Below are 26,016 nucleotides of genomic sequence, written 5' to 3' on the forward strand. Positions count from 1 at the left end.
AATGAGCCTGGGGCCATGTGAGATTTTCGAGGTCGGTCCGCGCGACGGGCTGCAGAACGAGGCGCGCGACATCCCGGTGGCGGAAAAGATCGCCCTGGTGGATCAGCTGAGCGGGGCGGGGTTCCGGCGCATTGAGGCGGGTGCCTTTGTCTCGCCGAAGATGGTGCCGCAGATGGCAGGGTCGGCCGAGGTGCTGGCCGGTATCGCCCGCGCGCCCGGGGTCCGTTACGCAGCACTGGCGCCCAACATGCGGGGCTACGAGGCAGCACTGGCGGCAGGGGCGGATGAGATTGCGGTCTTTGCCTCGGCGTCCGAGGGGTTTTCAAAAGCCAATATCAACGCGGGCATTGACGAGAGTATCGCCCGGTTTGCGCCTATTCTGGAGGAGGCGCGCCACATTGACCTGCCGGTGCGCGGCTATGTGTCCTGCGTGGTGGAATGCCCCTTTGACGGGGCGGTGGCCCCGGGCGACGTGGCGCGGGTGGCCGATCAACTTTTTGCGATGGGGTGCTATGAGGTGAGCCTCGGCGACACCATTGGTGCCGGCACGCCCGACACGATTGCGCGGATGCTGCTGGCGGTGAGGGATGTGGTGCCGGTGGGGCGTCTCGCGGGGCATTATCATGACACCCGGGGCCGTGCGATGGAGAACATCGATGCCTCTCTGAGCCTTGGTCTGCGGGTCTTTGACGCGGCGGTCGGGGGGCTTGGCGGCTGTCCTTTCGCACTTGGTGCGGCGGGTAACGTTGCCACCGAAGGCGTGGCGCGGCATCTGGCGGCGCTGGGCTATGACACGGGGCTCGATATTGACGCGATTGAGACGGCGGCGGACATGGCGCGCAGGATGCGTGGTCAGCCCAAAGACGCCATTCTGTCGGAGTAGTGCCTGTGCTGGAGACCATCGACATCAGTGTGGATGCACGCGGCGTTGCGACGCTAATGCTGAACCGTCCGGAAAAGCACAACGCGCTCTCCGCCGCGATGATTGCGGAACTGACACAGGCGGCGGCGTCGCTGAGCGCGGATGCGGATGTGCGGGCTGTGGTGCTGACAGGGGCGGGAAAATCGTTCTGCGCGGGCGGTGATCTGGGCTGGATGCGCGACCAGATGGGGATGGATGCCACAACACGATCGGCAGAGGCGCGGCGGCTGGCAGAAATGCTGCAGGCGCTGAACACGCTGCCCAAACCGCTGATCGGGGCGGTTCAGGGCAATGCCTTTGGCGGTGGTGTCGGTATGGCCTGTGTCTGTGACGTGGTCATCGGCGCAGAGACCGCGAAACTGGGTCTGACAGAGACGCGCCTGGGGCTGATCCCGGCCACCATCGGGCCCTATGTTCTGGCGCGGATGGGCGAGGGGCGTGCGCGGCGTGTGTTCATGTCAGCGCGTATTTTCGATGCGGCGGAGGCTGTGGATCTGGGCATCCTTTCACGCGCCGTGGCGCCGGAGGCGCTGGCGGAGGCGGTGGAGGCCGAGGTCGAGCCCTATCTTTCCTGTGCGCCGGGGGCGGTGGCCGCCGCCAAAGCGCTGGCGCGCGATCTGGGACCACGGATTGATGATGCGCTGATTGACCGGACGGTGGCCGCGCTGGCAGCCCGCTGGGAAAGCGACGAGGCCGCAGAGGGAATTGATGCCTTTTTCGCCCGTCGCAAAGCATCCTGGATGTCTGGCACCGACACCTGAAGCGCAACAAAAAAGGCCCGCGACCGGGGGACGATCACGGACCTTTCGGGGTCTCTGCAGAAGTTATTTCGGCAGAAGAACCTTGTCGATGACGTGGATCACACCGTTTGTGGCCAGGATGTCAGCCGCTGTGACGTTGGCGTCGTTGACCTTTACGGCCGGGCCGGCTTTGCCGCCTGTGCCGTCAACGTGCAGGTTCTGACCGTTCACAGTGGCCACGGACTGGCGCGTGCCGAGGACGTCAGCAGCCTGGATGGAACCCGGGACAACGTGGTACGTCAGGATGCTTGTGAGCGTGTCCTTGTTTTCGGGCAGCAGCAGGTTCTCAACCGTGCCTGCGGGCAGGGCGGCAAAGGCTGCGTCTGTCGGAGCGAATACGGTGAAGGGGCCGGGACCTTTAAGCGTGTCCACGAGGCCGGCTGCCTGAACGGCTGCGACCAGTGTGGTAAAGTTGCCGTCTGCGGCTGCGATGTCGACAATGTCGCTGCCTGTGTCGGCGGGTGTACATGCGGCAATGGCCGCCAGTGCGCCGGCTGCGATTGTGGATTTCAGTGCAAAACGTCTGTTCATGTTGTGTCCTTCGGTTCCTTGTTGGATCGTGTTCCGCCAGTCACAGACCGTGCGACCGTTTGAAGCAGAACAATGCAGGGTTTACGGAAGGTGAACGGAACCGGATCACAAAAAAATCGCGTCACCGTGATTAAGGCGTGATCCATACCTGCCGGCTATGGGCCGGGGCGTCCGCATTCTGCACAGCTGCATAAAGGACAGGCAGGGCCCGCATGACGCGCGCGCGGGCCTCTCCGGAGCGCTGTTTTCCGGTCCCGGATCGGTTGACCCTGACAGGCCACAGGCGTAAACCCTTTGCAGTCACTTTAGCCGTGTGACTGCGGGACCGCTGCAACGCGGCGACAAAAAGGAGCCAACCCTTGGAAGAGATGCTTCGGGAATATCTTCCCATCCTCGTTTTTCTGGCCGTGGCCATAGGGTTGGGAATCGTTCTGATCCTCGCGGCCGTCGTGCTGGCCGTGCGCAATCCGGACCCCGAAAAGGTCTCTGCCTACGAATGCGGGTTCAACGCGTTTGACGATGCGCGCATGAAGTTCGACGTCCGGTTTTACCTGGTGTCGATCCTCTTTATCATCTTCGATCTCGAGATCGCCTTCCTGTTCCCCTGGGCTGTGGCCTTCAAGGACATTTCAATGGTGGGTTTCTGGTCGATGATGGTCTTCCTTGCGGTGCTGACGATCGGTTTTGCCTACGAATGGAAGAAGGGAGCGCTGGAATGGCAGTAGCCGCCGCCGGAGCCAACGTTGCGGGTGCTGACCGCGACGTCGCCACGCAGGAGCTGAACCGGGAGCTGCAGGACAAGGGTTTCCTGCTGACCTCGACCGAGGACATCATCAACTGGGCCCGCACGGGCTCTCTGCACTGGATGACCTTTGGTCTGGCCTGCTGTGCGGTTGAGATGATGCACACCGCCATGCCGCGCTATGACATGGAGCGGTTCGGCACCGCCCCGCGCGCCAGCCCGCGCCAGTCCGATCTGATGATCGTGGCCGGCACGCTGACCAACAAAATGGCGCCCGCACTGCGCAAGGTCTTCGACCAGATGCCCGAGCCGCGCTATGTGATTTCGATGGGGTCCTGCGCCAACGGGGGCGGGTATTACCATTATTCCTATTCCGTTGTGCGTGGCTGTGACCGGATTGTCCCGGTTGATGTCTATGTGCCCGGCTGCCCGCCGACAGCCGAAGCGCTGCTCTATGGCATCATGCAGCTGCAGCGCAAAATCCGCCGCACCGGCACCATCGTCCGCTGAGCGGGCGTGAGAAATGAGTCTGTCCGGCAAGGAGACCGTGTATGTCTGACGCACTGAACGAACTTGGTACCTATATCGAGGCCAAGCGCGCCGACTGTGTGCTGTCCTGGGATGTGACCCACGGTGAGCTGAACCTGGATGTCACGCCGTCGAATATCACCGGCCTGGTGGAGTTTCTGAAAACCGATGCGACCTGCCGGTTCTCGACACTGGTGGATATCACGGCGGTGGATTACCCCGGCCGGGCCAAGCGGTTTGACGTGGTGTACCACCTGCTCAGCATGTACCAGAACCACCGGGTGCGCCTGCGCGTCAGCATTCGTGAGCGGGACATGGTGCCATCCATCATCCCCGTGCATCCTTCAGCCAACTGGTTCGAGCGCGAAGTGTTCGACATGTTCGGCATTCTGTTTTCCGGCCACCCGGACCTGCGCCGCATTCTGACGGATTACGGCTTCCGGGGTCACCCGCTGCGCAAGGATTTCCCGACCACCGGCTATACAGAGGTCCGCTATGACGAAGCGCAGAAACGCGTGGTCTATGAGCCGGTGAACCTGGTGCAGGAATACCGCCAGTTTGACTTTATGTCCCCCTGGGAAGGGGCCGAGTACATCCTGCCCGGCGACGAGAAGCAGGAGGCCAAATAATGGAAGGCCTGATCTGGATCGTCTTTACCGTTCTGACGGTCATTCCGCTGCTCAAGCTGCTGCCTCATTTCGGGATCAACAAATACTGGGCGCTGGCCTGTGTGATCCCGCTGGGCGTGCTGGGGCTGATCTGGTGGATGAGCATCAAGCTGCAAGAGCTGGAGCGCCGCTGAGATGCCGGACGGGATGACAGGCGCAGACAACCTGAAGGCCGCCGCACTGGCCTATTGCGATGCGGTGTATTTTGCGCGTGCGGAGGTTTTTGAGGACCTGTGCCATGACAATTTCCAGATGACGCTGATCGAAAACGGTCAGGCGACTTTCTGGAACAAGGCTTCGTACCTGGAGCGTGTGCGTGGGCGCGATGCGTTCCCAGCGCCGGCGCAGTACGAGATACTGGGCATGGACAGCGCGGGCGATGAGATTGCACGGGTGCATCTGACTGTGGATGTGCCGCCGGCGCGTTATGAAGACCATTTGGGGTTCGTCCGCGTGGACGGATCCTGGAAACTGCTGACAAAGGTGTTTCGCGTGTGCGCACACCTCGATGAGGAGTAAAGACCATGATGGACGGCTCCAAAGGTTTTGACGACGCTCTGACGGGCGAACAGAAAATCCGGAATTTCAACATCAACTTCGGGCCGCAACACCCGGCGGCACACGGCGTGCTGCGGCTGGTGCTGGAGCTGGACGGCGAGATCGTCGAGCGCTGTGACCCGCATATCGGTCTGCTGCACCGCGGCACCGAAAAGCTGATGGAAAGCCGGACTTACCTGCAGAACCTGCCCTATTTTGACCGCCTTGATTACGTGGCGCCGATGAACCAGGAGCACGCCTGGTGCCTGGCCATCGAGAAACTGACGGGTGTCGAGGTGCCGCGCCGCGCCTCCCTTATCCGGGTGCTGTTCTGCGAGATCGGCCGGGTTCTGAACCACATCCTCAACATCACCACCCAGGCGATGGACGTGGGCGCGCTGACGCCGCCGCTCTGGGGGTTCGAGGAACGCGAAAAGCTGATGGTCTTCTATGAGCGGGCCTGCGGGGCGCGTCTGCACGCGGCCTATTTCCGTCCCGGCGGCGTGCACCAGGACCTGCCGGATGCGCTGATCGACGATATCGAGACCTGGGCCAATGAATTCCCCCGCGTGATGGATGACATCGACGGGCTGCTCACGGAAAACCGCATCTTCAAACAGCGCAACGCAGATATCGGTGTCGTGACCGAAGAGGACATCCTGGAATACGGCTTCTCCGGTGTGATGGTGCGCGGATCGGGCCTCGCCTGGGATCTGCGCCGCGCGCAACCCTACGAATGCTACGACGAGTTCGATTTCCAGATTCCGGTTGGCAAAAACGGCGACTGCTACGACCGCTACCTCTGCCGTATGGAAGAGATGCGCCAGTCGGTCAGCATCATCCACCAGGCCATCGCCAAACTGCGCGCGCCCGAAGGGCAGGGCGACGTACTGGCGCGGGGCAAGATCACCCCGCCCAGCCGGTCCGACATGAAAACCTCGATGGAGAGCCTGATCCACCACTTCAAGCTTTACACCGAAGGCTTCCACGTGCCCGAAGGCGAGGTTTATGCCGCTGTTGAGGCTCCCAAAGGTGAATTCGGCGTCTACCTTGTGGCCGACGGCACCAACAAACCCTACCGCAGCAAAATCCGCGCGCCGGGCTTCCTGCACCTGCAGGCGATGGACCACATGTCCCGCGGCCACCAGCTGGCCGACGTCGCCGCCATCATCGGCACCATGGACGTGGTTTTCGGGGAGATTGACCGCTGATGCGCGCTCTCCTTCTTCTGGCTTCAAATATCCCCGCCGGAGGCTCCCGCAGCCGCCGCAAACACACAGGTTAATCTGATGCTCCGCCGTTTACACGCTGAACAGCCCGAAAGCTTCGCCTTCACACCTGAGAACCAGGCATGGGCCGAAGGGCAGATCACCAAATACCCCGAAGGGCGTCAGGCATCGGCCATTATTCCGATCCTGTGGCGCGCCCAGGAACAGGAAGGCTGGCTGAGCAAGCCTGCGATCGAACATGTGGCCGATATGCTCGGGCTCAGCTACATCCGGGCGCTAGAAGTGGCGACGTTCTACTTTATGTTTCAGCTGCAACCCGTTGGTAAAATTGCACATATTCAGGTTTGCGGGACCACGTCCTGCATGATCTGCGGGGCCGAAGACCTGGTCGCGGTCTGCAAGGAAAAGATCGCCCCCAACGCGCATGAACTGTCAGCAGATGGCAACTTCTCCTGGGAAGAAGTCGAGTGCCTGGGCTCCTGTTCAAATGCGCCGATGGCGCAGATCGGCAAGGATTACTTCGAGGATCTGACAGCGGACCGCATGGGCGAGATCATTGACGAGCTGGCCGCGGGCAAAGTGCCGGTTCCGGGTCCGCAGAACGGGCGTTATGCGGCTGAACCGCTCAAGGGCCTGACATCGCTCACAGAATATGACAGCGGCAAGACACAGTATAACGCCTCGGCCCAGCTGGCCGTGGATATCGGTGATACGGTCAAACGCATTGACGGCACCGAAGTGCCGTTGCTGATGCCCTGGCAGAAAGGTGCAAATCACAACGCGCAGCCCGTGAAAGCTGCAGCCCCCGCAAAACCCGCCAAAGCGGCAAAACCGGCGGCCACAGAGGCGACATCAAAGGCGAAACCTGAGGCGGACGTGCCGGGCGAAGAGCCCGCTAAACTGGACGGTCCGCGTGCAGGTGGAGCTGATGACCTGAAACGCATCAAGGGCGTGGGACCCAAGCTTGAAAAAATGCTCAACGGCATCGGGATTTACCATTTTGACCAGATCGCGGCATGGACACCGGAACATGTGGCCTGGGCTGACCAGAACCTTGTCGGTTTCAAGGGACGTGTCAGCCGTGACAACTGGGTGGCGCAGGCCGTGGCGCTTGCCACTGAGGACTGAGGCGAAAATTTTCCAAAAAGCGCAAAACGCGGTAACACTGTTCCGCATCATTGAGACAAACGCGAAGAGGAAGAACGATGGACAACAATAAAGGTATGATCGGCATGGCGCTCGGCAGCTGGCTTGTTGCGGCTGCGGGCGGCGCGCTGGCGGCGGTTCTCCTCTGGGTGCTTGGCGGATGGGGCTTCATGCAGGGCGCGTTCGTCGGGTTTGTGGTCTTTGTCGTTCTCGGAGCGCTCATCAGCTGGATCATGACGCGGCCGCTGCCCAAACCGGGTGAAGTATCCGCAAATGCCGCGGCACCTGCGCCGGCACCGGCACCCAAACCGGCTGCTCCGGCTCCCAAGCCGGCGGCAGCAGCCCCTGCGGCCGCAACGGCTGAGCCTGTAGCCGCAGCCCCTGCGGCGGCACCGGCCGAAGAGAAAAAGCCTGCACCGAAAAAGGCGGCTCCGAAAAAAGCGGCACCCAAAAAGGCGGCGGCTAAAAAGGAAGCACCAGCGGCTGCATCAGATGCGCGCCCGGGGGCTTTCAGCGATGCGCCGCGTGAGGGTGGTGCGGATGATCTGAAGAAAATCAGCGGCGTCGGCCCCAAGCTGGAAGAGACGCTGAACGGGCTGGGCATCTGGCACTTTGATCAGGTGGCGGCGCTCAAGAAAAAGGATATTGCCTGGGTCGACGAGCGGCTGCGCTTCAAAGGCCGGATCGAACGGGACGACTGGGTCGGACAGGCAAAGAAACTGGCAAAGGGCGAATAGCCCCCGCCTTAAAAACGCGAGAGCTGAGAACGGAAGGCAAGACCGCTCATGAGTGCGCAGGATCAGGGCAAAATGGCGCAGGAACGCGCGCTGGCCGCCAGAGGGCGGCTGGTCAGCCTTGTTATTGTCGGCACCATGGTGTTGTGGCTTCTGTCGCTCTGGCTGGCACCGAAACTGGGCCTGCCGGGGCGCTATGCGTTTCTTTTTGATTTTGCGGCACTGGCCGGGCTCTTCTGGGCCCTCGTGGTGGCGCTGCGGTTAAGACGTGTGCGCGCTGAAACGCGCGACAACGAATAAAAGGGTAAGCGTCATGCTTCAGGATAAAGACCGGATCTTTACCAACATCTACGGGATGCACGACCGCACGCTGCGCGGCGCGCAGGCACGCGGACACTGGGACGGCACGGCCGGGATCATCAAGAAGGGCCGCGACTGGATCGTGGACCAGATGAAGGCTTCCGGTCTGCGGGGCCGGGGCGGTGCGGGGTTCCCCACCGGTCTGAAGTGGTCCTTCATGCCGAAGGAAAGTGACGGGCGGCCTGCCTATCTGGTGGTGAATGCGGACGAATCCGAGCCGGGCACCTGCAAGGACCGCGAGATCATGCGGCATGATCCGCATACGCTGGTCGAGGGGTGCCTGATTGCGTCTTTCGCGATGAACGCGCATGCCTGCTACATCTATATCCGCGGCGAATACATCCGCGAGAAAGAAGCGCTGCAGGCGGCGATTGACGAGGCCTATGACGCGGGTCTGATCGGCAAAAATGCGGCCGGTTCGGGCTGGGATTTTGATCTGTATCTGCACCACGGTGCGGGTGCCTATATCTGTGGCGAGGAAACAGCACTTCTGGAAAGCCTTGAGGGCAAAAAGGGCATGCCGCGCATGAAGCCGCCGTTCCCGGCGGGTGCGGGGCTTTATGGGTGTCCGACCACGGTGAACAACGTCGAAAGCATCGCTGTGGTGCCCACCATCCTGCGGCGCGGACCGGAGTGGTTTTCCTCGTTCGGACGTCCGAACAACGCAGGCACCAAGCTTTTTGCGATCTCGGGTCATGTGAACAACCCCTGCGTGGTTGAAGAGGCCATGTCGATAACCTTTGAGGAACTGATCGAGACGCACTGCGGTGGAATCCGGGGCGGCTGGGATAATCTCAAGGCGGTGATCCCGGGCGGCTCATCGGTGCCGATGATCCCGGGCAAGGACATGAAAGATGCCATCATGGACTTTGACTATCTGCGCGAGCAACGCTCCGGTCTGGGGACCGCGGCGGTGATCGTGATGGATAACTCGACGGATGTGATCAAGGCGATCTGGCGGCTGAGCAAGTTCTACAAGCATGAAAGTTGCGGGCAATGCACCCCCTGCCGTGAAGGCACCGGCTGGATGATGCGCGTGATGGACCGTCTGGTCACCGGCGAGGCGGAGCCTGAAGAGATCGACATGCTGCTCGATGTGACCAAGCAGGTCGAAGGCCACACGATCTGTGCGTTGGGGGATGCGGCAGCTTGGCCCATTCAGGGCCTGATCCGCCACTTCCGCGACGAGATCGAGGACCGTATCAAGCACAAACGCACCGGCCGTGTGAGCGCGGTGGCGGCGGAGTAAGACGCGTGGATTTTGACGCATATTCCCATGCATTGGCAGCGCTGGCTCTCTGGGCCGTGCTGGTGTCCGTGCTGGGCATGGTGTCGACGCGCGGGCGCAGCCCGGAAAACCGCTGTGACTGCGGTAAGCCGAAACGCGACTATGCCAATCCTGTCTACAGGGCCGAGCGTGCCTTTATGAACGCGGTTGAGGTGTCCGGTCCATTTGTGGCCGCGACGGTGGCGGCTGTGCTGACAGGTGCTGCCCCTTTTGTGGTCAATCTGCTGGCGTCGCTCTTTATCGTGGCGCGGGTCGCGATGGCCTTTGTGCACATCCGGACAGAGAACCAGTCTGCCCGGTCGGCCTGTTTCGCGGCGGGGCTGCTGTGCATTCTTGCGCTCGCGGTGATGGCTGTGGTGGCGGCGTTTTGATGCGCGCAGGGGCATATCACGCTGCGGGCCAACTGCGCCTGATGATTGCGGCGGCTGTTCTGGCCCCGCTGGCGGCCTGTGCTGCACCGGATGCGCCGGTGGTTGAGGAGGCTCCCGCCACGCCTGAGGCGCTGGCCGAGCTGAATGAGGCCACGCTTTATTTTGCGCAGAATGCCGGGATCGCGAGCTATTACGTCACCCGCTGCGGTGGTGCTGGGGTCGGGTACCGGCTGGGCACCAGCACGGAAATGAACCTGCGGTTTTTTGATACACTGCTGGCGCGCGGATATGCGCCGGATCAGATCAATGCAGCCGCAGCCCGGGTCAGCCGGGAGGATATTTCAGGTGCGGCCGCGGCGCATCTGAGGGCCAGAGGCGTCGACGGGGATGACGATGCGGCGGTCTGTGCGGCGGCACTGGCGGAAATTGACGCGCGCACACCGGTCGGCAACATGATGAGGAAGGTCTGATCATGCAGGGACATCATCTTGCTGAACTGAACGTGGGCCGCCTGCTGGCACCTGTGGATGATCCGCGGGTTGCGGAATTCATGGCCAACCTCGACCGGATCAATGGCCTTGGCAAACGCATGCCGGGGTTCGTGTGGATGATGGAAGGCTCCGGCGAGCCAGGCACGGGCAACACCGAAGCCAAGATCGACGGCGACCCGCAGTATGTGTCCAATCTGACGGTCTGGGAGACCGTCGAGCAGCTGGAAACATTTGTCTGGGGCACGATCCACAAGCAGTTTTACGAACGGCGCCAGGAATGGTTCGAGGTGCTGGGCGAGATGCACTTTGTGATGTGGTGGGTGCCCGAGGGGCATGAGCCCACGCTGGAGGAGGCGCTGGCGCGTCTGGCGCATCTGAAAGAACACGGAGACAGCGATCATGCCTTTGGCTGGTCCTGGCTGAAGGAAGCGCGGCTGTGGCAGACCAGCCGCTGTACGGAGGTTGCTGCAGAGTGACAGGCCTGAAGACATATGGCGCCGTCCTGCTGGCCGGCCTGATGCTGATGGGGTGCGGTCCGGACGAAGATACGCTCTTTTTTGACGGGCAGTTCTACCGGTCCAATGCCAAAAAGGATGGCGAGCGTCATGAATTCCGCGCAACCGCGAAACCGGTGTCGGCCTCACTGGCGGGTGCGCGTGAGGCGGCCCGGTATGAGGGCATCGCCTATTGCGTGCGGAACTATGGCAGCTCGGACATCCTCTGGGTCACTGATCCGGATGCGCCCGAAGAGGAGCTGTTGATCGATCGTGACACCCTGACACTGCGGGGGGCCTGCCCGCTGTGATGCCACGCGCCGCATATCCACACTCTGCCGGTCGTTATTGCATAACGGCGGTTTGCGCGCCCACATCCCTGAGGGGCGCCGGACGTGAGTGGTGTGCCCGGAGCACAGTGGGAGAAGCAGGATGGTGCGGCTGATGATGATTGCAGCAGTGATATGCGGGCTGAGCGCGCCGGTGAGTGCGAAACCGTCGTTGCGGGATATTCCGGTGATAGACGAGGGGCTCTTTGCGGTGGCGCTGGCCGACAGGATCCGCAGGACCTGTCCGACGATTTCAGCGCGGTTCTTCCGGGCCTATGCCTATCTGAATGACTTGAGGAAAACGGCGGAGGCGCGGGGCTATTCCCGTGCCGAGGTTGAGGCGCATCTGGAATCCGATGCGGAGAAGGACCGTCTGCGCGCGCGGGCGGCCCGGTTGCTGGAGGCGCAGGGGCTGCGTGCGGATGCGCCCGGCTATTGCGCGCTGGGACGTCAGCAGATTGAGGCAGGCACCGATGCCGGCCGCCTTTTGCGGGAAGACCGGCAGTGACCGGGGGCGGCGTCTTGTGCCGCGATGAAATGATTTCGGGGTCGGCCGTGCGCCATCCCTGCGGGCACCGGGCCCGGGAAACGAACGGAACACGCGTGCGCAGGCTGCCACGCAGATGAGAAGGCAAATGATATGAGTGACTTACGCAAAGTCATTATTGATGGGAACGAGATCGAGGTGGATGGGGCCATGACCCTGATCCAGGCCTGTGAAGAGGCCGGTATCGAGATCCCGCGGTTCTGCTATCACGAACGGCTGACCATCGCCGGGAACTGCCGGATGTGCCTTGTTGAGGTGGTGGGCGGACCGCCCAAGCCCGCAGCAAGCTGTGCGATGCAGGTGCGCGATCTGCGCCCCGGGCCCGAAGGCCAGCCGCCGGTGGTCAAAACCAACAGCCCGATGGTCAAAAAGGCGCGCGAAGGGGTGATGGAGTTCCTGCTCATCAACCACCCGCTGGACTGCCCGATCTGCGACCAGGGCGGCGAGTGCGATCTGCAGGACCAGGCGATGGCTTACGGCGTTGATTTCAGCCGGTACCGCGAGCCGAAACGCGCGACAGAAGATCTGGATCTGGGTCCGCTGGTAGAGACGCATATGACGCGCTGCATCTCCTGCACGCGCTGCGTCCGGTTCACAACCGAGGTTGCCGGTATTCACCAGATGGGCCAGACGGGCCGGGGTGAGGACGCCGAGATCACCTCGTATCTGGGCCAGACGCTGGACAGCAATCTGCAGGGGAACATCATAGATCTTTGCCCGGTTGGTGCTTTGGTTTCAAAGCCTTACGCCTTTACGGCGCGCCCCTGGGAGCTGACCAAGACCGAGAGTATCGACGTGATGGACGCGCTGGGGTCCAACATCCGCGTGGACACAAAGGGGCGCGAAGTCATGCGCTTTCTGCCGCGTAACCATGACGGCGTGAACGAGGAATGGATTTCCGACAAAACGCGCTTTGTCTGGGACGGTCTGCGCCGGCAGCGGCTCGACAAACCCTATATCCGGGAGAACGGCAAACTGCGCGCGGCGTCCTGGCCCGAGGCGCTGGCGGCAGCGGCTGCGGCGATGGAAGGCAAATCAGTGGCCGGCGTGGTCGGTGATCTGGTCCCGGTCGAAGCGGCGTTTGCGCTGAAACAGTTCATCGAGAGTAAGGGCGGCGTTGTTGAGTGCCGTACCGATGGGGCGCATCTGCCGGCGGACAACCGGTCGGCCTATGTGGGCAACGCCACTGTTGAAGATATCGAAAACGCAAAGGCTTTCGCGATCATCGGGGCGAACCCGGCGGTTGAGGCGCCGGTTCTGAACGCCCGTATCCGCAAGGCCTGGACAAAGGGCGCCAATATCACCCTGATCGGTGAGGCGGTCGACCTGACCTATGAATATACCCACGCGGGCACGTCAGGTGCGGACCTGCAGAAGCTCTACGATGCCGGTCCTTCCGGCGATGTGACCATGGGCGGTGGTCTGATCATTCTGGGGCAGGCCGCGCTGCAGGGAGCGGATGGCCCCGCGGTTCTTGGCATGGCAATGCACATGGCGGAAAACACCGGTGGTAAACTGCTGGTACTGCACACGGCGGCGTCCCGCGTGGGCGCCATTGACGCCGGTGCGGTGAACGAAGGGGGCATGGCCGCCGTTTCGAAAGCGGATGTGATCTACAATCTCGGCGCCGACGAGATCGAGATCGCGGACGGACCTTTCGTGATCTATCAGGGCAGCCATGGCGACCGGGGCGCACACCGCGCGGATATCATTCTGCCGGGGGCGGCCTACACCGAAGAGCCGGGGCTTTTCGTGAACACCGAGGGGCGTCCGCAACTGGCGCTGCGCGCGGGCTTTGCACCGGGTGAAGCCAAGGAAAACTGGGCGATCCTGCGCGCGCTTTCTGCAGAATGTGGTGCGCAGCTGGCCTATGACAGCGTCGCACAGCTGCGTCAGGCGCTGGTCAAAGAGGTGCCGCATCTGGCAAAAATCGACGAAGTTCCGGAAAACGAGTGGCAGCCCGTGGCACGCGGCACGTTGTCTGACAGTGACTTCGGGCTGGCGGTTGCCGATTTCTACCTGAGCAACCCGATTGCACGGGCCTCGCAGCTGATGGCGGAGCTCTCGGCCAATGCAAAGGCCCGCAAACAGGAGGCGATGGCCGCGGAATGAAGCGGATTGCGCTGATATCCCCCTGGCTCTGGCGGCTTGTGCGCCGCCCGCGCCACAGGCAGAGGAATTCCGCCCCGGTTACAGGGGCGTGGAAACCATTCTGCTGGACAGGGATCTGGTGCAGCTCAACGTGGCGATGACGGGCGCGCGCGACAGTGCGGACGTTGAAAAATACGCGGAATGTGCCGCGGCGCAGTATACGCTGATCCGGGACTACGGATTTGCGCGACATTTGCGTACAAAAGTGACCGAAGAGGGTGGCGTGTGGTCGGCAGATGCTGTTTACACCATCTCGCCAACCCTGCCTGACGGACTGGCTGTGATTGATGCGACAAGCACCACTGCCGCCTGTAAGGAAGCTGGAATACCGACGGTGTGAGGACCTATGGCTGCTGATTTCTTTACCACTCCCGGCGGCATCGCCGTCCTGATCCTGGCACAGGTGCTGGCTGTTGTCGGCTTCGTCATGGTCTCGCTGCTGTTCCTTGTTTACGGCGACCGGAAAATCTGGGCGGCGGTACAGATGCGGCGCGGCCCGAACGTTGTGGGCGTTTACGGCCTGCTGCAGACGGTGGCGGATGCACTGAAATACGTGGTCAAAGAGGTGGTTGTGCCTGCCGGCGCGGACCGGACGGTCTTTATGCTGGCACCGATGACCTCTTTTGTGCTGGCTTTGCTCGCCTGGGCGGTGATCCCGTTCAACGAAGGCTGGGTGCTGTCGGACATCAACGTGGCCATTCTGTTTGTCTTCGCGATCTCCAGCCTCGAGGTCTACGGCGTGATCATGGGCGGCTGGGCATCCAACTCCAAATACCCCTTCCTCGGGTCTCTGCGCTCGGCGGCTCAGATGATTTCCTATGAGGTATCACTGGGTCTGATCATCATCGGTGTGATCATCTCGACGGGGTCGATGAATTTCGGCGGCATCGTGGCAGCGCAGGAGGGTTCCATGGGGCTCCTGAACTGGTACTGGCTGCCGCATTTCCCGATGGTTTTCCTGTTTTTTATCAGCTGTCTTGCGGAAACCAACCGTCCGCCGTTTGACCTGCCGGAGGCGGAATCTGAACTGGTGGCGGGCTACCAGGTGGAATACTCCTCGACGCCCTTCCTGCTCTTTATGGCGGGTGAATACATTGCCATCTTCCTGATGTGTGCGCTGACGACGCTGCTCTTCTTTGGGGGCTGGCTGTCACCTATCCCGGGTGTTGCGGACGTGCCGCTGCTGGGTGACGGGGTGCACTGGATGGTGCTCAAGATGGCGTTCTTCTTCTTCATCTTCGCGATGGTCAAGGCGATCACGCCGCGCTACCGCTATGACCAGCTGATGCGTCTGGGCTGGAAAGTATTCCTGCCGTTCAGCCTCGTCTGGGTGGTCTTTGTATCCTTTGCTGCGAAATTCGACTGGTTCTGGGGCGCCTATGCGCGCTGGACCGTGGGAGGCTGACCTATGACACAGATCGACTACACACGTGCCGCCAAGTATTTCCTGCTCCAGGATTTCTGGGTCGGCATGAAGCTGGGGCTCAAGTACTTCTTTGCGCCCAAGGCGACGGTGAACTACCCGCATGAAAAAGGGCCGCTGTCCCCCGTTTCCGGGGCGAGCACGCCCTGCGCCGGTATCCCAATGGCGAGGAACGCTGCATTGCCTGCAAACTTTGCGAGGCGATCTGCCCGGCGCAGGCCATCACGATTGACGCGGAACCCCGCGAGGACGGCAGCCGCCGCACCACGCGCTATGACATCGACATGACCAAATGCATCTACTGCGGTTTCTGCCAGGAGGCCTGCCCGGTGGATGCGATTGTCGAGGGGCCGAACTTTGAGTTCTCTACCGAGACGCGCGAAGAGCTCTATTACGACAAGCAGAAACTGCTGGACAACGGCGAGCGCTGGGAAGCCGAGATCGCCCGTAATCTGGAAATGGACGCGCCTTACAGATGAGCGATCCGAAGAACCCTTTTGAGGGGGCTAACCCCTTTGCGGCCATGATGGCCCAGGCGCAGGAAATGGCGAAGTCCTTTCCGGCGATGGAGGCGTTCAGCCCCAAAGGGTTCGAGAAAATGATGGGCACGATGCCCAAAGACATGATGGAAATGATGTTCGGCAATACGCTGAACGAGGGCGGGCTGGATGCGCGCACACGTATGCTGCTGACGCTGGCCGGGCTGACCATGCAGGGCGCGCAGAATGATGTGGCGTTCCGCCAGGCCGTGCGTCATGCGCTGGAGGCCGGTGCCAGCCAGCAGCATATTGTCGAGACCATCGGTCAGATGTCGATGTTTGCAGGCCTGCCTGCGATGACCCGCGCGCTGGAACTGGCGCAGCAGGTCCTGGACGAAGAAAAGGACGAAGAATGATCGTTTTTGCCTTTTATCTCTTTGCCATCAGCGTGATTGCGGGCGGGCTTTTCACCGTGATCAGCCGCAACCCGGTGCATTCCGTGCTGTGGCTGATCCTGGCGTTTCTGTCGTCTGCGGGGCTTTTTGTGCTGCTGGGGGCGGAGTTCGTCGCGATGCTGCTGGTCATTGTCTATGTGGGCGCGGTGGCGGTTCTGTTCCTCTTTGTGGTGATGATGCTGGACGTGGATTTCGCAGAGCTCAAGGCGGAGATGGCGCGGTATATGCCGCTGGCCCTGCTGATCGGTGTTGTGATCCTGATGCAGTTCGTGATGGCTTTCGGCGCCTGGGAAAGCAACGCAGCCGCTGAAGGTCTGCGTGCGCAGGTCGCCCCCGTTGACCGGCACAATACCGAAGCTCTGGGCATGATCCTTTATGATCAGTACTTCCTGCTGTTCCAGCTTTCCGGGCTGATCCTGCTGGTGGCGATGATCGGGGCGATTGTGCTGACACTGCGTCACCGTGGCGACGTCAAGCGCCAGGATGTGGTGGCGCAGATGATGCGCGACCCGGCCGCCGCGATGGAGCTCAAGGACGTCAAACCGGGGCAGGGTCTGTGAAGCGAACCGCCGTCATCGTTGCCGCACTGCTGAGTGCGGGTACGGCCCAGGCGCTGGTGCCGGGCGACTGTACCCGTGTGACGCATGTCAGCCACGGTGGTGAAGCAGATCACGTGGACCTGGGTGAGGGCCGTGTGATGTGGCGCGACTGGTGGAGCCAGGAAGGCACAGCAACGGACATTCTGGTGATGGACTGCGGACCCGGCGAGGTGCTGCGTGCACGCACCGCCGAGGAGAACATGGGAAACCGCCTGCCGTTTGACCGGACCGAAGATGCCATGGGTGTGATCGCGCGCCATGAAACCGGTGCACGGGTTTTCGCGACGCTGGAGCGGATGGCAGACGATCTGGCGGTTTTTGCCCGTGATGTGCGGGTTGAGACAGCCACAGAGGAAACATGCGCCTGCGCAGCCTTTTATCCGGATGCGCGCGGCGACAGGACAGAATTCAGACTGGAAGGTCTGTAGAGGAATACCGCCTGCAGCCGGGCGGACCGGAGCGCAGGCTCTGGTGTAACAGGGAACCAAGCCGGGGGCACAGCACCCCGAAAGGACGTAAGATGATTGGTTTGGAACATTACCTGACAGTAGCGGCGACGCTTTTTGTCATTGGCATCTTCGGGCTCTTTCTGAACCGCAAGAATGTGATCATCCTGCTGATGAGCATCGAACTGATGCTGCTGGCGGTGAACATCAACCTTGTGGCATTTTCCAGCTTTCTGGACGACCTGGTGGGTCAGGTCTTTACGCTCTTTGTGCTGACGGTGGCCGCCGCAGAGGCGGCGATCGGACTGGCCATTCTGGTCTGTTTCTTCCGGAACCGCGGCACCATTGCCGTGGAAGACGTCAACGTGATGAAGGGCTGAGCCAATGGAAACCATCATCCTTTTTGCCCCGCTGGTTGGCGCGATCCTCTGCGGGTTCGGCTGGAAAATCATCGGTGAGAAGGCCGCGATGTGGACCGCCACGTCGCTGCTTTTCCTGTCGGCGTTCCTCAGCTGGGTTGTTTTCCTGACCTTTGACGGGGTGACCCAGCAGATCCCGATCCTGCGCTTTATCGAAAGCGGCACGCTCAGCACCGACTGGGCGATCCGGCTGGACCGTCTGACCGCGATCATGCTGATCGTGATCACCACAGTCTCGAGCCTCGTGCATCTCTATTCCTTTGGCTACATGGATCATGATCCGCAGTGGAAAGAGGGCGAGAGCTACAAGCCGCGTTTCTTTGCCTATCTGTCTTTCTTCACCTTCGCGATGCTGATGCTGGTGACAGCGGACAACCTTGTGCAGATGTTCTTTGGCTGGGAGGGCGTGGGCGTTGCCTCCTACCTGCTGATCGGGTTTTACTATCGCAAACCTTCTGCCAATGCCGCCGCGATCAAGGCCTTTGTGGTCAACCGTGTGGGTGATTTCGGCTTTGCGCTGGGGATCTTTGCGCTCTTCTTCCTGACCGACAGCATCAACTTTTCGGACGTTTTTGCAGCGGCACCTGATCTGGCAGAAACACAGCTGACCTTCCTGTGGGCTGAGTGGAATGCCGCGAACCTTGTGGCCTTCCTCCTCTTTGTCGGCGCCATGGGCAAATCGGCACAGCTTATCCTGCACACCTGGCTGCCGGACGCCATGGAAGGTCCGACACCTGTCTCGGCGCTGATCCACGCGGCGACGATGGTGACAGCGGGCGTTTTCCTCGTCTGTCGTATGTCGCCGATTATGGAATTTGCACCCGAAGCTATGTCGTTTGTCACCGTGCTGGGCGCTGCGACAGCGTTTTTTGCCGCGACCGTGGGGCTGGTACAGACCGACATCAAGCGTGTGATCGCCTACTCGACCTGTTCACAGCTGGGCTATATGTTCGTGGCAGCGGGCGTTGGCGCCTACCCGGTGGCGATGTTCCACCTCTTCACCCACGCATTCTTCAAGGCGATGCTTTTCCTGGGTGCAGGCTCAGTCATTCATGCGATGCACCACGAGCAGGACATGATGAACTACGGCGGTCTGCGTAAAAAGATCCCCTATACCTTCTGGGCGATGCTGATCGGGACGCTTGCCATTACCGGTGTCGGTATTCCGCTCACCGGCTGGATCGGCTTTGCCGGCTTTGCCTCCAAGGATGCGGTGATCGAAAGCGCCTTTGCTGCCGGCAATGGATTTGCTTTCTGGTCACTGGTGATCGCGGCGCTGTTCACCAGCTTTTATTCCTGGCGGCTGATGTTCCTGACCTTCTGGGGTAAGCCGCGCGGCGACAAGCACACGCATGAACATGCGCATGAAAGCCCGATGGTGATGCTGATCCCGCTGGGCGTTCTGGCGATGGGGTCCATCTTTGCCGGTGCGATCTGGTATTCGAGCTTCTTCGGGAAGCAGAACGAGATCATCAAGTTCTTTGGAGGCCACTATGAAGCGCCTGCTGAAGAACTGAAAAAAGCCGTGGCAGAGCGCAGCCCGAAAGCATCTGAGCTGAAATACGTGATGGCGGATGCGCCCGGTGAAGCGGGCATCTATATCGCGCCCGAAAACACCGTGCTGCATGAGGCGCATTATGTGCCCACATGGGTGAAGCTCTCGCCGTTTATCTCGATGGTGCTGGGTTTTGTCGTGGCGTACTGGTTCTACATCGCCAATCCGAGCCTGCCGGGACGGCTGGCGGAGAACCAGCGTCCGCTTTATCTGTTCCTCAAGAACAAATGGTATTTTGACGAGCTCTATGACGTTATCTTTGTCGGGCCCGCCAAATGGATCGGCAGTTTCTTCTGGAAGCGCGGCGACGGCAATGTCATCGACGGCAGCCTGAACGGTGTGGCGATGGGGATCATCCCCTTCTTCACCCGTCTCGCAGGCCGCGCGCAGTCCGGCTACATCTTTACCTATGCATTCGCCATGGTCGTCGGCATTGCGGTGCTGGTCACATGGATGACGCTCAGCGGGGGAGTTGAGTGATGGATAACCTTCTGTCTATGGTCACCTTCATTCCTGCGCTGGGTGCGCTCATCATGGCGGTCTGGCTGCGCGGGGACGATGAATATGCCAACCGCAATGCGCGGTGGCTGGCGATGGCGGCAACGGTCGCGACCTTCCTTGTGTCGCTCTTCATTCTGGCGCAGTTCGACCCGAACGATACCGGCTTCCAGTTTGTCGAAGAGCGCGACTGGCTGCTGGGGCTGCAGTACAAGATGGGCGTCGACGGGATCAGCGTTCTTTTCGTGATGCTGACGACCTTCATGATGCCGCTGGTGATTGCGGCGTCCTGGAATGTCACCACGCGCGTCAAGGAATACATGATCGCCTTCCTGCTGCTGGAAACGCTGATGCTTGGCGTTTTCATGGCGCTTGATCTGGTGCTCTTCTACCTCTTCTTTGAGGCGGGCCTCATTCCGATGTTCCTGATCATTGGCATCTGGGGCGGGGCGAACCGCATCTATGCGAGCTTCAAATTCTTCCTTTATACCTTCCTCGGCTCGGTGCTGATGCTGGTGGCGATGGTCGGTATGTTTGCGGATGCGGGCACCACGGATATTGAGGTGCTGCTGAACCACGAATTTGCCTTCGAGACCTTCTCGGTACTGGGCATTCAGGTGATCGGTGGTCTGCAGACCCTGCTGTTCCTCGCGTTCTTTGCCAGCTTTGCGGTCAAGATGCCGATGTGGCCGGTGCACACCTGGCTGCCGGATGCACACGTTCAGGCGCCGACGGCCGGTTCCGTTGTTCTGGCGGCCATTCTGCTTAAAATGGGCGGCTACGGTTTCATCCGGTTCTCACTCCCTATGTTCCCTGTGGGCGCAGAGGTGCTGACCCCGCTGGTGCTGTGGATGTCGGCCATTGCGATCGTCTACACGTCGCTGGTGGCGCTGGTGCAGGAAGACATGAAGAAGCTCATCGCTTATTCATCCGTCGCACATATGGGCTTTGTGACCATGGGCATTTTCGCCGCAAACCAGCAGGGGCTGGATGGCGCGATTTTCCAGATGATCAGCCACGGCTTTATTTCGGGCGCGCTCTTCCTGTGCGTGGGCGTGATCTATGACCGGATGCACACCCGCGATATCGACGCCTATGGCGGGCTGGTGAACCGGATGCCGGCCTATGCGCTGATCTTCATGCTCTTTACGATGGCTAATGTGGGGCTGCCGGGCACCTCCGGTTTTGTGGGTGAATTCCTGACGCTGATGGCGGTCTTCCAGGTCAACACATGGGTGGCCGTGGTGGCGACCACAGGTGTGATCTTCTCGGCGGCCTATGCGCTGTGGCTTTACCGCCGGGTGGTCATGGGCGATCTGATCAAAGAGAGCCTGCGGTCGATTACGGATATGACGCCGCGCGAGCGCTGGATCTTTGCGCCGCTGGTGGTGATGACGCTGCTGCTGGGGGTTTACCCGGGGCTGGTGCTCGATATTACCGGGCCTGCTGTGGCCAACCTGGTTTCAAACTATGATACGGCGCTGGCCGCGGCAGAGGCCGCCTCCCAGCTCGCGTCGAACTGAAGGGTGAAGCAATGACTTCTGCTGATCTGACACTGGTCCTGCCCGAGATACTGCTCTCCGTCTATGCGATGGTGATGCTTCTGGTGGCGGTCTACACCTCAAAGGACGGGCTGGCATCGACACTGGTCTGGATGACGGCGGGTGTGATGATTGCCCTGGCCGCGTGGATCGGCATCAACGGGGAAGGTGCAAAATCCGCCTTCAACGGCATGCTCATGATCGACGGGTTTGCGCGTTTTGCCAAAGTCACGATCCTGCTGTCGGCAGCGGCTGTGCTGGTGATGTCCGAGGGCTATATGAAGTCCCGTGATCTGCTGCGTTTTGAATATCCGCTGCTGGTGGCGCTGAGCGCTGTGGGCATGATGGTCATGGTGTCGGCCAATGATCTGATGGCGCTTTACATGGGGCTCGAGCTGCAGTCGCTGGCGCTCTATGTCGTGGCCTCGCTGCGGCGTGAAAGCGTGAAGTCCACCGAAGCGGGCCTGAAGTATTTCGTGCTGGGCGCGCTCAGCTCCGGCCTGCTGCTGTATGGTGCGTCGCTGGTCTATGGCTATGCGGGCACTACGCTCTTTTCCGGCATCATCCAGACCGCGCAGGCGGGCGAGGTATCCCTGGGGCTGCTCTTTGGCCTCGTGTTCCTGATGGCGGGCATGGCGTTCAAAGTTTCCGCCGTGCCGTTCCATATGTGGACGCCGGACGTTTATGAAGGCTCACCGACGCCGGTCACTGCCTTCTTCGCCACAGCACCCAAGGTTGCAGCGATGGCGCTCTTTGCGCGTGTTCTGCACGATGCGTTCGGCAATGCGGTCAACGACTGGAGCCAGATCGTGGCGCTGCTGTCGGTGCTGTCGATGTTCCTCGGAGCCGTGGCGGCGATCGGGCAGACCAACATCAAACGCCTGATGGCGTTTTCGTCCATTGCCCATATGGGCTATGCGCTGATGGGGCTCGCAGCGGGGACTGTGCTGGGTGTCCAAGCGATGCTGATCTATATGGCGATCTACGTCACTATGAATGTCGGCACCTTTGCGTTCATTCTGATGATGCAGAAAGACGGCCAGCCCGTCACGGATATCTCGGCGCTGAACATGTATGCAAAGCGCGAACCGGGTAAGGCGCTGGCCATGCTGATCCTGCTGTTCAGCCTCGCTGGCGTGCCGCCGATGCTGGGGTTCTTTGGCAAGTTTTATGTTCTGCGCGCGGCCTATGAGGCTGATCTTGCCTGGCTTGCCATTGCGGGCGTTGTGGCCTCGGTGATCGGTGCCTTTTATTATCTGCGGATCGTTTTCTTTATGTATTTCGGGGACGACAGCGAAGAGGGCCTCGACAAGGGCGGTGCTCCCATTCTGGCGGGTCTGTTGCTGGCGTCAGCGGCCGTAATGGTGCTGGGTATTGCCAATATGTTCGGTGTTGAATCTGCAGCGGCAGCGGCAGCGGCGACGCTTGTGAACTGACCGGGGGCGCGCGTGGCTGACCGGCCCTCCGGGGGGATATTTCCTGCCAGAAGAAGTCGTGAGCCGCTGGCCTGCCGGATATGGCCGGGTGATCCTGTCGGAGACGGGATCGACACTTGATGCGGCGCGGCAGCTGGCCAGAGAGCAGCCCGCACCGTTCTGGGTTCTTGCGCATCATCAGACTGCGGCCCGTGGCCGGCGGGGCAGGCCCTGGGCGATGCCCCGCGGGAGTTTTGCGGCCACGCTTGTGCTGCAGACGCAAGAACCGCCGGGCGTGGCGGCTCTGCGGTCTTTTGTGATGTCACTGGCGCTCTTTGAGGCCTTTACGGCGGTGACCGGTCGGGGGGATTTCTTTCAGCTGAAATGGCCGAATGATGTGTTGCTGCAGGGCGGCAAGGTGGCCGGCATTCTGCTGGAGAGCAGCGGGCAAGGCACGCAGCAGAGCGGGTTGTGTATCGGCGTTGGTGTCAATCTGGCGGCAGCTCCTGCGCCCGGCGATGTGGAAGCTGGCGCGGTGACACCGGTGGCGCTTTCGGAGGTGACGGGAACCGTCATCGGAGCGGAAGATTTCCTGTGCCATCTGGCAGAGGCTTACGCGGTACTGGAGGCGCAGTTCCGTCAGTTTGGTTTTGCGCCCATCCGCGCCGCCTGGCTGGCCCATGCCGCGCGTCTGGGAGAGGTCATCACCGCGCGGACCGGGCGTGAGAGCCTGACCGGTAGCTTTGAGGATGTGGACGCGGAGGGTCACCTGATGCTACGCACGCACACAGGATTGCGCCGGATTGCGGCGGCGGAAGTGTTTTTCTGAAACGGACGGGGGACCGCACCATGCTTCTGGCGGTTGATTGCGGGAATACCAACACGGTCTTTGCGATCTGGGACGGAGAGGAATTTCTGGCGTCCTGGCGCACATCGACCGAGTGGCAGCGCACGGCGGATCAGTATTACGTCTGGCTCAGCACGCTGATGCGGCTGCAGAACCTGGATGTGCAGATCACCGATATGATTGTGTCGTCGACGGTGCCGAGGGTTGTGTTCAACCTGCGGGTTCTGGCGGACCGGTATTTCAAGACGAGGCCGCTGGTGGTGGGCAAACCGGATTGCCTGCTGCCTGTGGATGTACGGGTGGATGAGGGTACGGCCGTGGGGCCGGACCGGCTGGTCAATACCGTGGCCGGGCACAACCTTTATGGTGGCGACCTGATCATGGTCGATTTCGGCACGGCGACCACCTTCGATGTGGTCGACACCGATGGTGCCTATATCGGTGGAGTGATCTCGCCGGGGGTGAACCTGAGCCTGGAGGCCCTGCACCAGGCGGCTGCGGCTCTTCCGCATGTTGACATATCGCGACCACAGGCGGTGATAGGTACAAACACAGTGGCCTGCATGCAGTCAGGCGTTTTCTGGGGTTACATCGGTCTGGTGCGTGAGATATGTGCCCGGATCAAGGCGGAACGCGCCCGCGAGATGCGCGTGATATCAACGGGTGGGCTGGCACCCCTTTTCCAGCAGTCCGAAGCGCTGTTTGACGCTTTTGAGGACGATCTGACCATTCACGGGCTGACCGTGATACATCAATACAACAAGGATAACGCTTAATTTTATGAGCAAAGAACGACTTATTTATCTGCCCCTCGGCGGGGCGGGCGAAATTGGCATGAACGCTTATGTTTACGGCTATGGGGAGCCGGGCAAAGAGCGGCTGATCGTGGTGGACCTTGGCGTCGCCTTTCCCGACATGGACAGCAGCCCCGGTGTGGATCTGATCCTGCCGGACATCTCCTGGCTGGCGGAACGGCGCCATCAGATCGAGGCGGTGTTCATCACCCATGCGCATGAGGATCACGTTGGCGCTGTGGCACATACATGGACCCAGCTGCAGGCACCGGTTTACGCCCGCGCCTTTACGGCGAACATCGCGCGGCGCAAAATGACGGAACACGGGCACCCCGAAGACTCTGTGCGCACCGTATCCCCCTGGCCTGAGGTGATCAGTGCGGGACCGTTCAAAGTCAGTTTCCTGCCGATCTCGCATTCCATCCCGGAAAGCTCTTCCATGGTGATTGATACGCCCGAAGGCCGTGTGATCCACTCGGGTGATTTCAAGCTGGATGAGACGCCCCTTGTGGGCGAACCTTTCGACCCCGACCTCTGGGCAGAGGTCAGCAAGGATGGCGTCAAAGCGCTGATCGTGGACAGCACCAATGTGTTTTCACCCAACCCGGGGCGGTCTGAGGCCTCGGTTGGTCCTGAGATCACCAAGCTGGTGCAGGCCGCCAAAGGCATGGTTGTCGCGACGACCTTTGCCTCGAACGTGGCGCGGGTCAAAACACTGGCGGATGCCGGCGAGCGGGCAGGGCGCTCTATCGTTCTGATGGGACGGGCGATGCGCCGGATGATCGAGGCTGCTATCGAGACAGGCGTTCTTTCGGACTTCCCCACAGTGGTCAGCCCGGAGGATGCGCAGAGCATTCCGCGCGAAAATCTGATGCTGCTGGTCACCGGCAGCCAAGGGGAACGCCGCGCGGCCTCGGCTCAGCTGGCGCGCGGCAAGTATCAGGGCATGACCATGCAGGAAGGGGATCTGTTTCTCTTCTCCTCCAAGACCATTCCGGGCAATGAAAAGGGTGTGATCCGCATTATCAACCAGTTCTCGGAACAGGGCGTGGATGTGGTGGACGACAGCACGGGGCTTTACCATGTTTCGGGACACGCAAACCGGCCCGACCTTGAAAAACTGTCCGCCATCGTGAAGCCGCAGGTGCTGATCCCGATGCACGGCGAACACCGCCATCTGCGTGAGCATGTGAAGATCGCCAACAGTAAGGGTATGACCGGTGTGCTGGCCGTCAATGGCATGATGATCGATCTGTCAGGCAACCAGCCCACGGTCGCGGAATATGTTGAAACGGGGCGCACCTATCTGGATGGGTCTGTGCAGATCGGCGCGCTGGATGGTGTGGTGCGGGACCGTATCCGCATGGCGCTGAACGGTCATGTGCTGGTGACGCTGATCATGGATGACGGGGACGAGCCGCTGGGGGAGCCCTGGTGCGAGGTCATGGGGCTGCCGGAAACGGGGCGCAGCCGTGCGGCGCTGGTGGATGTCCTGGAGGAAGACCTCAGCCAGTGGATCGGCAGGGCTGGCAAAAAGACCTGGCGCGACGATGACAAGCTGAACGAGGGGCTGCGCCGTGTGGTGCGCAATTCCGCTCAGGAAGAGGTTGGCAAGAAGCCCGAAGTCACCGTGGTTGTCAGTCGTCTGAGCTGACACCCGGTGCAAAAAAGCCCCCT

The 26,016-nt window shown here is 61.1% G+C and carries 31 protein-coding genes and 1 pseudogene; 31 read left to right on the forward strand and 1 reads right to left on the reverse strand.

Annotated features, from left to right (window positions below):
• Position 1 precedes the first annotated feature (1 nt).
• Positions 2-883 carry a hydroxymethylglutaryl-CoA lyase gene (locus ACZ1HA_RS04950; RefSeq protein WP_472713092.1) on the forward strand — a complete coding sequence of 294 codons (882 nt, stop codon included), beginning with the start codon at positions 2-4 and terminating at the stop codon, positions 881-883.
• 5 nt (positions 884-888) lie between these two features.
• Positions 889-1,683 carry a crotonase/enoyl-CoA hydratase family protein gene (locus ACZ1HA_RS04955; protein WP_472713093.1) on the forward strand — a complete coding sequence of 265 codons (795 nt, stop codon included), beginning with the start codon at positions 889-891 and terminating at the stop codon, positions 1,681-1,683.
• Between the two features lie 63 nt (positions 1,684-1,746).
• On the opposite strand, the gene ACZ1HA_RS04960 is transcribed toward ACZ1HA_RS04955, so the two are convergent.
• Positions 1,747-2,253: a fasciclin domain-containing protein gene (locus tag ACZ1HA_RS04960; protein ID WP_375228099.1), complete on the reverse strand. Its 507-nt coding sequence runs from the start codon at positions 2,251-2,253 to the stop codon at positions 1,747-1,749.
• Positions 2,254-2,612: 359 nt separating this feature from the next.
• Here ACZ1HA_RS04960 and ACZ1HA_RS04965 point away from each other — a divergent pair, with 359 nt between their 5' ends.
• The 29 genes and pseudogenes from ACZ1HA_RS04965 (at position 2,613) to ACZ1HA_RS05105 (ending at position 25,993) form a co-directional block, all read left to right on the forward strand.
• Complete coding sequence (locus ACZ1HA_RS04965) at positions 2,613-2,978, forward strand: NADH-quinone oxidoreductase subunit A (RefSeq protein WP_472713094.1); 366 nt, start codon at positions 2,613-2,615, stop codon at positions 2,976-2,978.
• Positions 2,969-3,505 carry a NuoB/complex I 20 kDa subunit family protein gene (locus tag ACZ1HA_RS04970; protein WP_472713095.1) on the forward strand — a complete coding sequence of 179 codons (537 nt, stop codon included), beginning with the start codon at positions 2,969-2,971 and terminating at the stop codon, positions 3,503-3,505. Before ACZ1HA_RS04965 ends, ACZ1HA_RS04970 begins: the two co-directional genes overlap by 10 nt.
• A 41-nt stretch (positions 3,506-3,546) precedes the next feature.
• Positions 3,547-4,152 (forward strand): NADH-quinone oxidoreductase subunit C, encoded by a 606-nt coding sequence (locus ACZ1HA_RS04975; RefSeq protein WP_472713096.1) that lies wholly within the window; start codon positions 3,547-3,549, stop codon positions 4,150-4,152.
• Positions 4,152-4,325, forward strand: coding sequence for a hypothetical protein (locus ACZ1HA_RS04980; protein WP_375228096.1), 174 nt, complete (start codon positions 4,152-4,154; stop codon positions 4,323-4,325). The genes ACZ1HA_RS04975 and ACZ1HA_RS04980 overlap by 1 nt, the downstream gene beginning before the upstream one ends.
• Before the next feature lies 1 nt (position 4,326).
• Positions 4,327-4,710: a nuclear transport factor 2 family protein gene (locus tag ACZ1HA_RS04985; protein ID WP_472713097.1), complete on the forward strand. Its 384-nt coding sequence runs from the start codon at positions 4,327-4,329 to the stop codon at positions 4,708-4,710.
• Between the two features lie 8 nt (positions 4,711-4,718).
• Positions 4,719-5,939, forward strand: coding sequence for an NADH-quinone oxidoreductase subunit D (locus ACZ1HA_RS04990; protein WP_472715287.1), 1,221 nt, complete (start codon positions 4,719-4,721; stop codon positions 5,937-5,939).
• Between the two features lie 78 nt (positions 5,940-6,017).
• Positions 6,018-7,085 (forward strand): NADH-quinone oxidoreductase subunit NuoE, encoded by a 1,068-nt coding sequence (nuoE, locus tag ACZ1HA_RS04995; protein WP_472713098.1) that lies wholly within the window; start codon positions 6,018-6,020, stop codon positions 7,083-7,085.
• Between the two features lie 77 nt (positions 7,086-7,162).
• Positions 7,163-7,840, forward strand: a complete 678-nt coding sequence (locus tag ACZ1HA_RS05000; protein WP_472713099.1) for a hypothetical protein — start codon at positions 7,163-7,165, stop codon at positions 7,838-7,840.
• Positions 7,841-7,888: 48 nt separating this feature from the next.
• Positions 7,889-8,137 carry a DUF5337 domain-containing protein gene (locus tag ACZ1HA_RS05005; RefSeq protein WP_472713100.1) on the forward strand — a complete coding sequence of 83 codons (249 nt, stop codon included), beginning with the start codon at positions 7,889-7,891 and terminating at the stop codon, positions 8,135-8,137.
• A 13-nt stretch (positions 8,138-8,150) separates the two neighbouring features.
• A complete protein-coding gene (nuoF, locus tag ACZ1HA_RS05010) occupies positions 8,151-9,446 on the forward strand; it encodes an NADH-quinone oxidoreductase subunit NuoF (protein WP_375228091.1) in 1,296 nt (431 codons plus the stop codon).
• A 5-nt stretch (positions 9,447-9,451) separates the two neighbouring features.
• On the forward strand, positions 9,452-9,856 hold the full coding sequence (locus ACZ1HA_RS05015) for an MAPEG family protein (RefSeq protein WP_472713101.1): 405 nt from the start codon (positions 9,452-9,454) through the stop codon (positions 9,854-9,856).
• Positions 9,856-10,326, forward strand: coding sequence for a DUF5333 family protein (locus tag ACZ1HA_RS05020; protein ID WP_472713102.1), 471 nt, complete (start codon positions 9,856-9,858; stop codon positions 10,324-10,326). The genes ACZ1HA_RS05015 and ACZ1HA_RS05020 overlap by 1 nt, the downstream gene beginning before the upstream one ends.
• Before the next feature lie 2 nt (positions 10,327-10,328).
• On the forward strand, positions 10,329-10,823 hold the full coding sequence (locus tag ACZ1HA_RS05025) for a DUF3291 domain-containing protein (protein ID WP_436399483.1): 495 nt from the start codon (positions 10,329-10,331) through the stop codon (positions 10,821-10,823).
• A complete protein-coding gene (locus ACZ1HA_RS05030; RefSeq protein ID WP_375228087.1) occupies positions 10,820-11,152 on the forward strand; it encodes a hypothetical protein in 333 nt (110 codons plus the stop codon). Before ACZ1HA_RS05025 ends, ACZ1HA_RS05030 begins: the two co-directional genes overlap by 4 nt.
• Before the next feature lie 133 nt (positions 11,153-11,285).
• Positions 11,286-11,678, forward strand: coding sequence for a DUF5333 domain-containing protein (locus ACZ1HA_RS05035; RefSeq protein WP_472713103.1), 393 nt, complete (start codon positions 11,286-11,288; stop codon positions 11,676-11,678).
• A gap of 132 nt (positions 11,679-11,810) precedes the next feature.
• Complete coding sequence (gene nuoG, locus ACZ1HA_RS05040; protein WP_472713104.1) at positions 11,811-13,829, forward strand: NADH-quinone oxidoreductase subunit NuoG; 2,019 nt, start codon at positions 11,811-11,813, stop codon at positions 13,827-13,829.
• On the forward strand, positions 13,789-14,208 hold the full coding sequence (locus tag ACZ1HA_RS05045; RefSeq protein ID WP_472713105.1) for a hypothetical protein: 420 nt from the start codon (positions 13,789-13,791) through the stop codon (positions 14,206-14,208). Before nuoG ends, ACZ1HA_RS05045 begins: the two co-directional genes overlap by 41 nt.
• A gap of 6 nt (positions 14,209-14,214) precedes the next feature.
• Entirely contained in the window at positions 14,215-15,273 is a 1,059-nt protein-coding gene (gene nuoH, locus ACZ1HA_RS05050) for an NADH-quinone oxidoreductase subunit NuoH (RefSeq protein ID WP_472713106.1), read from the forward strand.
• 3 nt (positions 15,274-15,276) lie between these two features.
• A pseudogene (gene nuoI, locus ACZ1HA_RS05055) lies at positions 15,277-15,770 on the forward strand (NADH-quinone oxidoreductase subunit NuoI).
• Positions 15,767-16,186 (forward strand): carboxymuconolactone decarboxylase family protein, encoded by a 420-nt coding sequence (locus ACZ1HA_RS05060; protein ID WP_472713107.1) that lies wholly within the window; start codon positions 15,767-15,769, stop codon positions 16,184-16,186. Before nuoI ends, ACZ1HA_RS05060 begins: the two are co-directional and overlap by 4 nt.
• The gene (locus ACZ1HA_RS05065) at positions 16,183-16,785 is read left to right on the forward strand and encodes an NADH-quinone oxidoreductase subunit J (protein ID WP_436399481.1); all 603 of its coding nucleotides are present in this window, start codon (positions 16,183-16,185) and stop codon (positions 16,783-16,785) included. The genes ACZ1HA_RS05060 and ACZ1HA_RS05065 overlap by 4 nt, the downstream gene beginning before the upstream one ends.
• Positions 16,782-17,252 carry a hypothetical protein gene (locus ACZ1HA_RS05070; protein WP_472713108.1) on the forward strand — a complete coding sequence of 157 codons (471 nt, stop codon included), beginning with the start codon at positions 16,782-16,784 and terminating at the stop codon, positions 17,250-17,252. Before ACZ1HA_RS05065 ends, ACZ1HA_RS05070 begins: the two co-directional genes overlap by 4 nt.
• Positions 17,253-17,344: 92 nt before the next feature.
• A complete protein-coding gene (gene nuoK / locus ACZ1HA_RS05075; protein ID WP_039686350.1) occupies positions 17,345-17,650 on the forward strand; it encodes an NADH-quinone oxidoreductase subunit NuoK in 306 nt (101 codons plus the stop codon).
• Between the two features lie 4 nt (positions 17,651-17,654).
• On the forward strand, positions 17,655-19,724 hold the full coding sequence (nuoL, locus tag ACZ1HA_RS05080; protein WP_375228080.1) for an NADH-quinone oxidoreductase subunit L: 2,070 nt from the start codon (positions 17,655-17,657) through the stop codon (positions 19,722-19,724).
• Positions 19,724-21,265: an NADH-quinone oxidoreductase subunit M gene (locus ACZ1HA_RS05085; protein WP_436399479.1), complete on the forward strand. Its 1,542-nt coding sequence runs from the start codon at positions 19,724-19,726 to the stop codon at positions 21,263-21,265. Before nuoL ends, ACZ1HA_RS05085 begins: the two co-directional genes overlap by 1 nt.
• Before the next feature lie 11 nt (positions 21,266-21,276).
• Positions 21,277-22,719, forward strand: a complete 1,443-nt coding sequence (gene nuoN, locus ACZ1HA_RS05090) for an NADH-quinone oxidoreductase subunit NuoN (protein ID WP_472713109.1) — start codon at positions 21,277-21,279, stop codon at positions 22,717-22,719.
• Positions 22,720-22,777: 58 nt separating this feature from the next.
• Positions 22,778-23,527, forward strand: coding sequence for a biotin--[acetyl-CoA-carboxylase] ligase (locus ACZ1HA_RS05095; protein WP_472713110.1), 750 nt, complete (start codon positions 22,778-22,780; stop codon positions 23,525-23,527).
• A gap of 20 nt (positions 23,528-23,547) precedes the next feature.
• A complete protein-coding gene (locus ACZ1HA_RS05100) occupies positions 23,548-24,321 on the forward strand; it encodes a type III pantothenate kinase (protein ID WP_472713111.1) in 774 nt (257 codons plus the stop codon).
• 4 nt (positions 24,322-24,325) lie between these two features.
• On the forward strand, positions 24,326-25,993 hold the full coding sequence (locus ACZ1HA_RS05105) for a ribonuclease J (protein WP_472713112.1): 1,668 nt from the start codon (positions 24,326-24,328) through the stop codon (positions 25,991-25,993).
• Positions 25,994-26,016: the final 23 nt, after the last annotated feature.

The organism is Roseobacter sp. S87 (assembly GCF_055693285.1).

What these genes read in the sequence shown, in the direction of transcription:
- ACZ1HA_RS04950 (WP_472713092.1), top strand. Translation starts at nt 2, where the DNA reads ATGAGCCTGGGGCCATGTGAGATTTTCGAGGTCGGTCCGCGCGACGGG.
- ACZ1HA_RS04980 (WP_375228096.1), top strand. Translation starts at nt 4,152, where the DNA reads ATGGAAGGCCTGATCTGGATCGTCTTTACCGTTCTGACGGTCATTCCG.
- nuoL (WP_375228080.1), top strand. Translation starts at nt 17,655, where the DNA reads ATGGAAACCATCATCCTTTTTGCCCCGCTGGTTGGCGCGATCCTCTGC.
- ACZ1HA_RS05000 (WP_472713099.1), top strand. Translation starts at nt 7,163, where the DNA reads ATGGACAACAATAAAGGTATGATCGGCATGGCGCTCGGCAGCTGGCTT.
- nuoH (WP_472713106.1), top strand. Translation starts at nt 14,215, where the DNA reads ATGGCTGCTGATTTCTTTACCACTCCCGGCGGCATCGCCGTCCTGATC.
- ACZ1HA_RS05045 (WP_472713105.1), top strand. Translation starts at nt 13,789, where the DNA reads ATGCAAAGGCCCGCAAACAGGAGGCGATGGCCGCGGAATGAAGCGGAT.
- nuoN (WP_472713109.1), top strand. Translation starts at nt 21,277, where the DNA reads ATGACTTCTGCTGATCTGACACTGGTCCTGCCCGAGATACTGCTCTCC.
- ACZ1HA_RS05020 (WP_472713102.1), top strand. Translation starts at nt 9,856, where the DNA reads ATGCGCGCAGGGGCATATCACGCTGCGGGCCAACTGCGCCTGATGATT.
- ACZ1HA_RS04970 (WP_472713095.1), top strand. Translation starts at nt 2,969, where the DNA reads ATGGCAGTAGCCGCCGCCGGAGCCAACGTTGCGGGTGCTGACCGCGAC.
- nuoF (WP_375228091.1), top strand. Translation starts at nt 8,151, where the DNA reads ATGCTTCAGGATAAAGACCGGATCTTTACCAACATCTACGGGATGCAC.
- nuoE (WP_472713098.1), top strand. Translation starts at nt 6,018, where the DNA reads ATGCTCCGCCGTTTACACGCTGAACAGCCCGAAAGCTTCGCCTTCACA.
- nuoK (WP_039686350.1), top strand. Translation starts at nt 17,345, where the DNA reads ATGATTGGTTTGGAACATTACCTGACAGTAGCGGCGACGCTTTTTGTC.
- ACZ1HA_RS04990 (WP_472715287.1), top strand. Translation starts at nt 4,719, where the DNA reads ATGGACGGCTCCAAAGGTTTTGACGACGCTCTGACGGGCGAACAGAAA.
- ACZ1HA_RS05100 (WP_472713111.1), top strand. Translation starts at nt 23,548, where the DNA reads ATGCTTCTGGCGGTTGATTGCGGGAATACCAACACGGTCTTTGCGATC.
- ACZ1HA_RS04985 (WP_472713097.1), top strand. Translation starts at nt 4,327, where the DNA reads ATGCCGGACGGGATGACAGGCGCAGACAACCTGAAGGCCGCCGCACTG.
- ACZ1HA_RS05005 (WP_472713100.1), top strand. Translation starts at nt 7,889, where the DNA reads ATGAGTGCGCAGGATCAGGGCAAAATGGCGCAGGAACGCGCGCTGGCC.
- ACZ1HA_RS05025 (WP_436399483.1), top strand. Translation starts at nt 10,329, where the DNA reads ATGCAGGGACATCATCTTGCTGAACTGAACGTGGGCCGCCTGCTGGCA.
- ACZ1HA_RS04975 (WP_472713096.1), top strand. Translation starts at nt 3,547, where the DNA reads ATGTCTGACGCACTGAACGAACTTGGTACCTATATCGAGGCCAAGCGC.
- ACZ1HA_RS05065 (WP_436399481.1), top strand. Translation starts at nt 16,183, where the DNA reads ATGATCGTTTTTGCCTTTTATCTCTTTGCCATCAGCGTGATTGCGGGC.
- ACZ1HA_RS05035 (WP_472713103.1), top strand. Translation starts at nt 11,286, where the DNA reads ATGATGATTGCAGCAGTGATATGCGGGCTGAGCGCGCCGGTGAGTGCG.
- ACZ1HA_RS04960 (WP_375228099.1), bottom strand. Translation starts at nt 2,253, where the DNA reads ATGAACAGACGTTTTGCACTGAAATCCACAATCGCAGCCGGCGCACTG.
- ACZ1HA_RS05085 (WP_436399479.1), top strand. Translation starts at nt 19,724, where the DNA reads ATGGATAACCTTCTGTCTATGGTCACCTTCATTCCTGCGCTGGGTGCG.
- ACZ1HA_RS05105 (WP_472713112.1), top strand. Translation starts at nt 24,326, where the DNA reads ATGAGCAAAGAACGACTTATTTATCTGCCCCTCGGCGGGGCGGGCGAA.
- ACZ1HA_RS05060 (WP_472713107.1), top strand. Translation starts at nt 15,767, where the DNA reads ATGAGCGATCCGAAGAACCCTTTTGAGGGGGCTAACCCCTTTGCGGCC.
- nuoG (WP_472713104.1), top strand. Translation starts at nt 11,811, where the DNA reads ATGAGTGACTTACGCAAAGTCATTATTGATGGGAACGAGATCGAGGTG.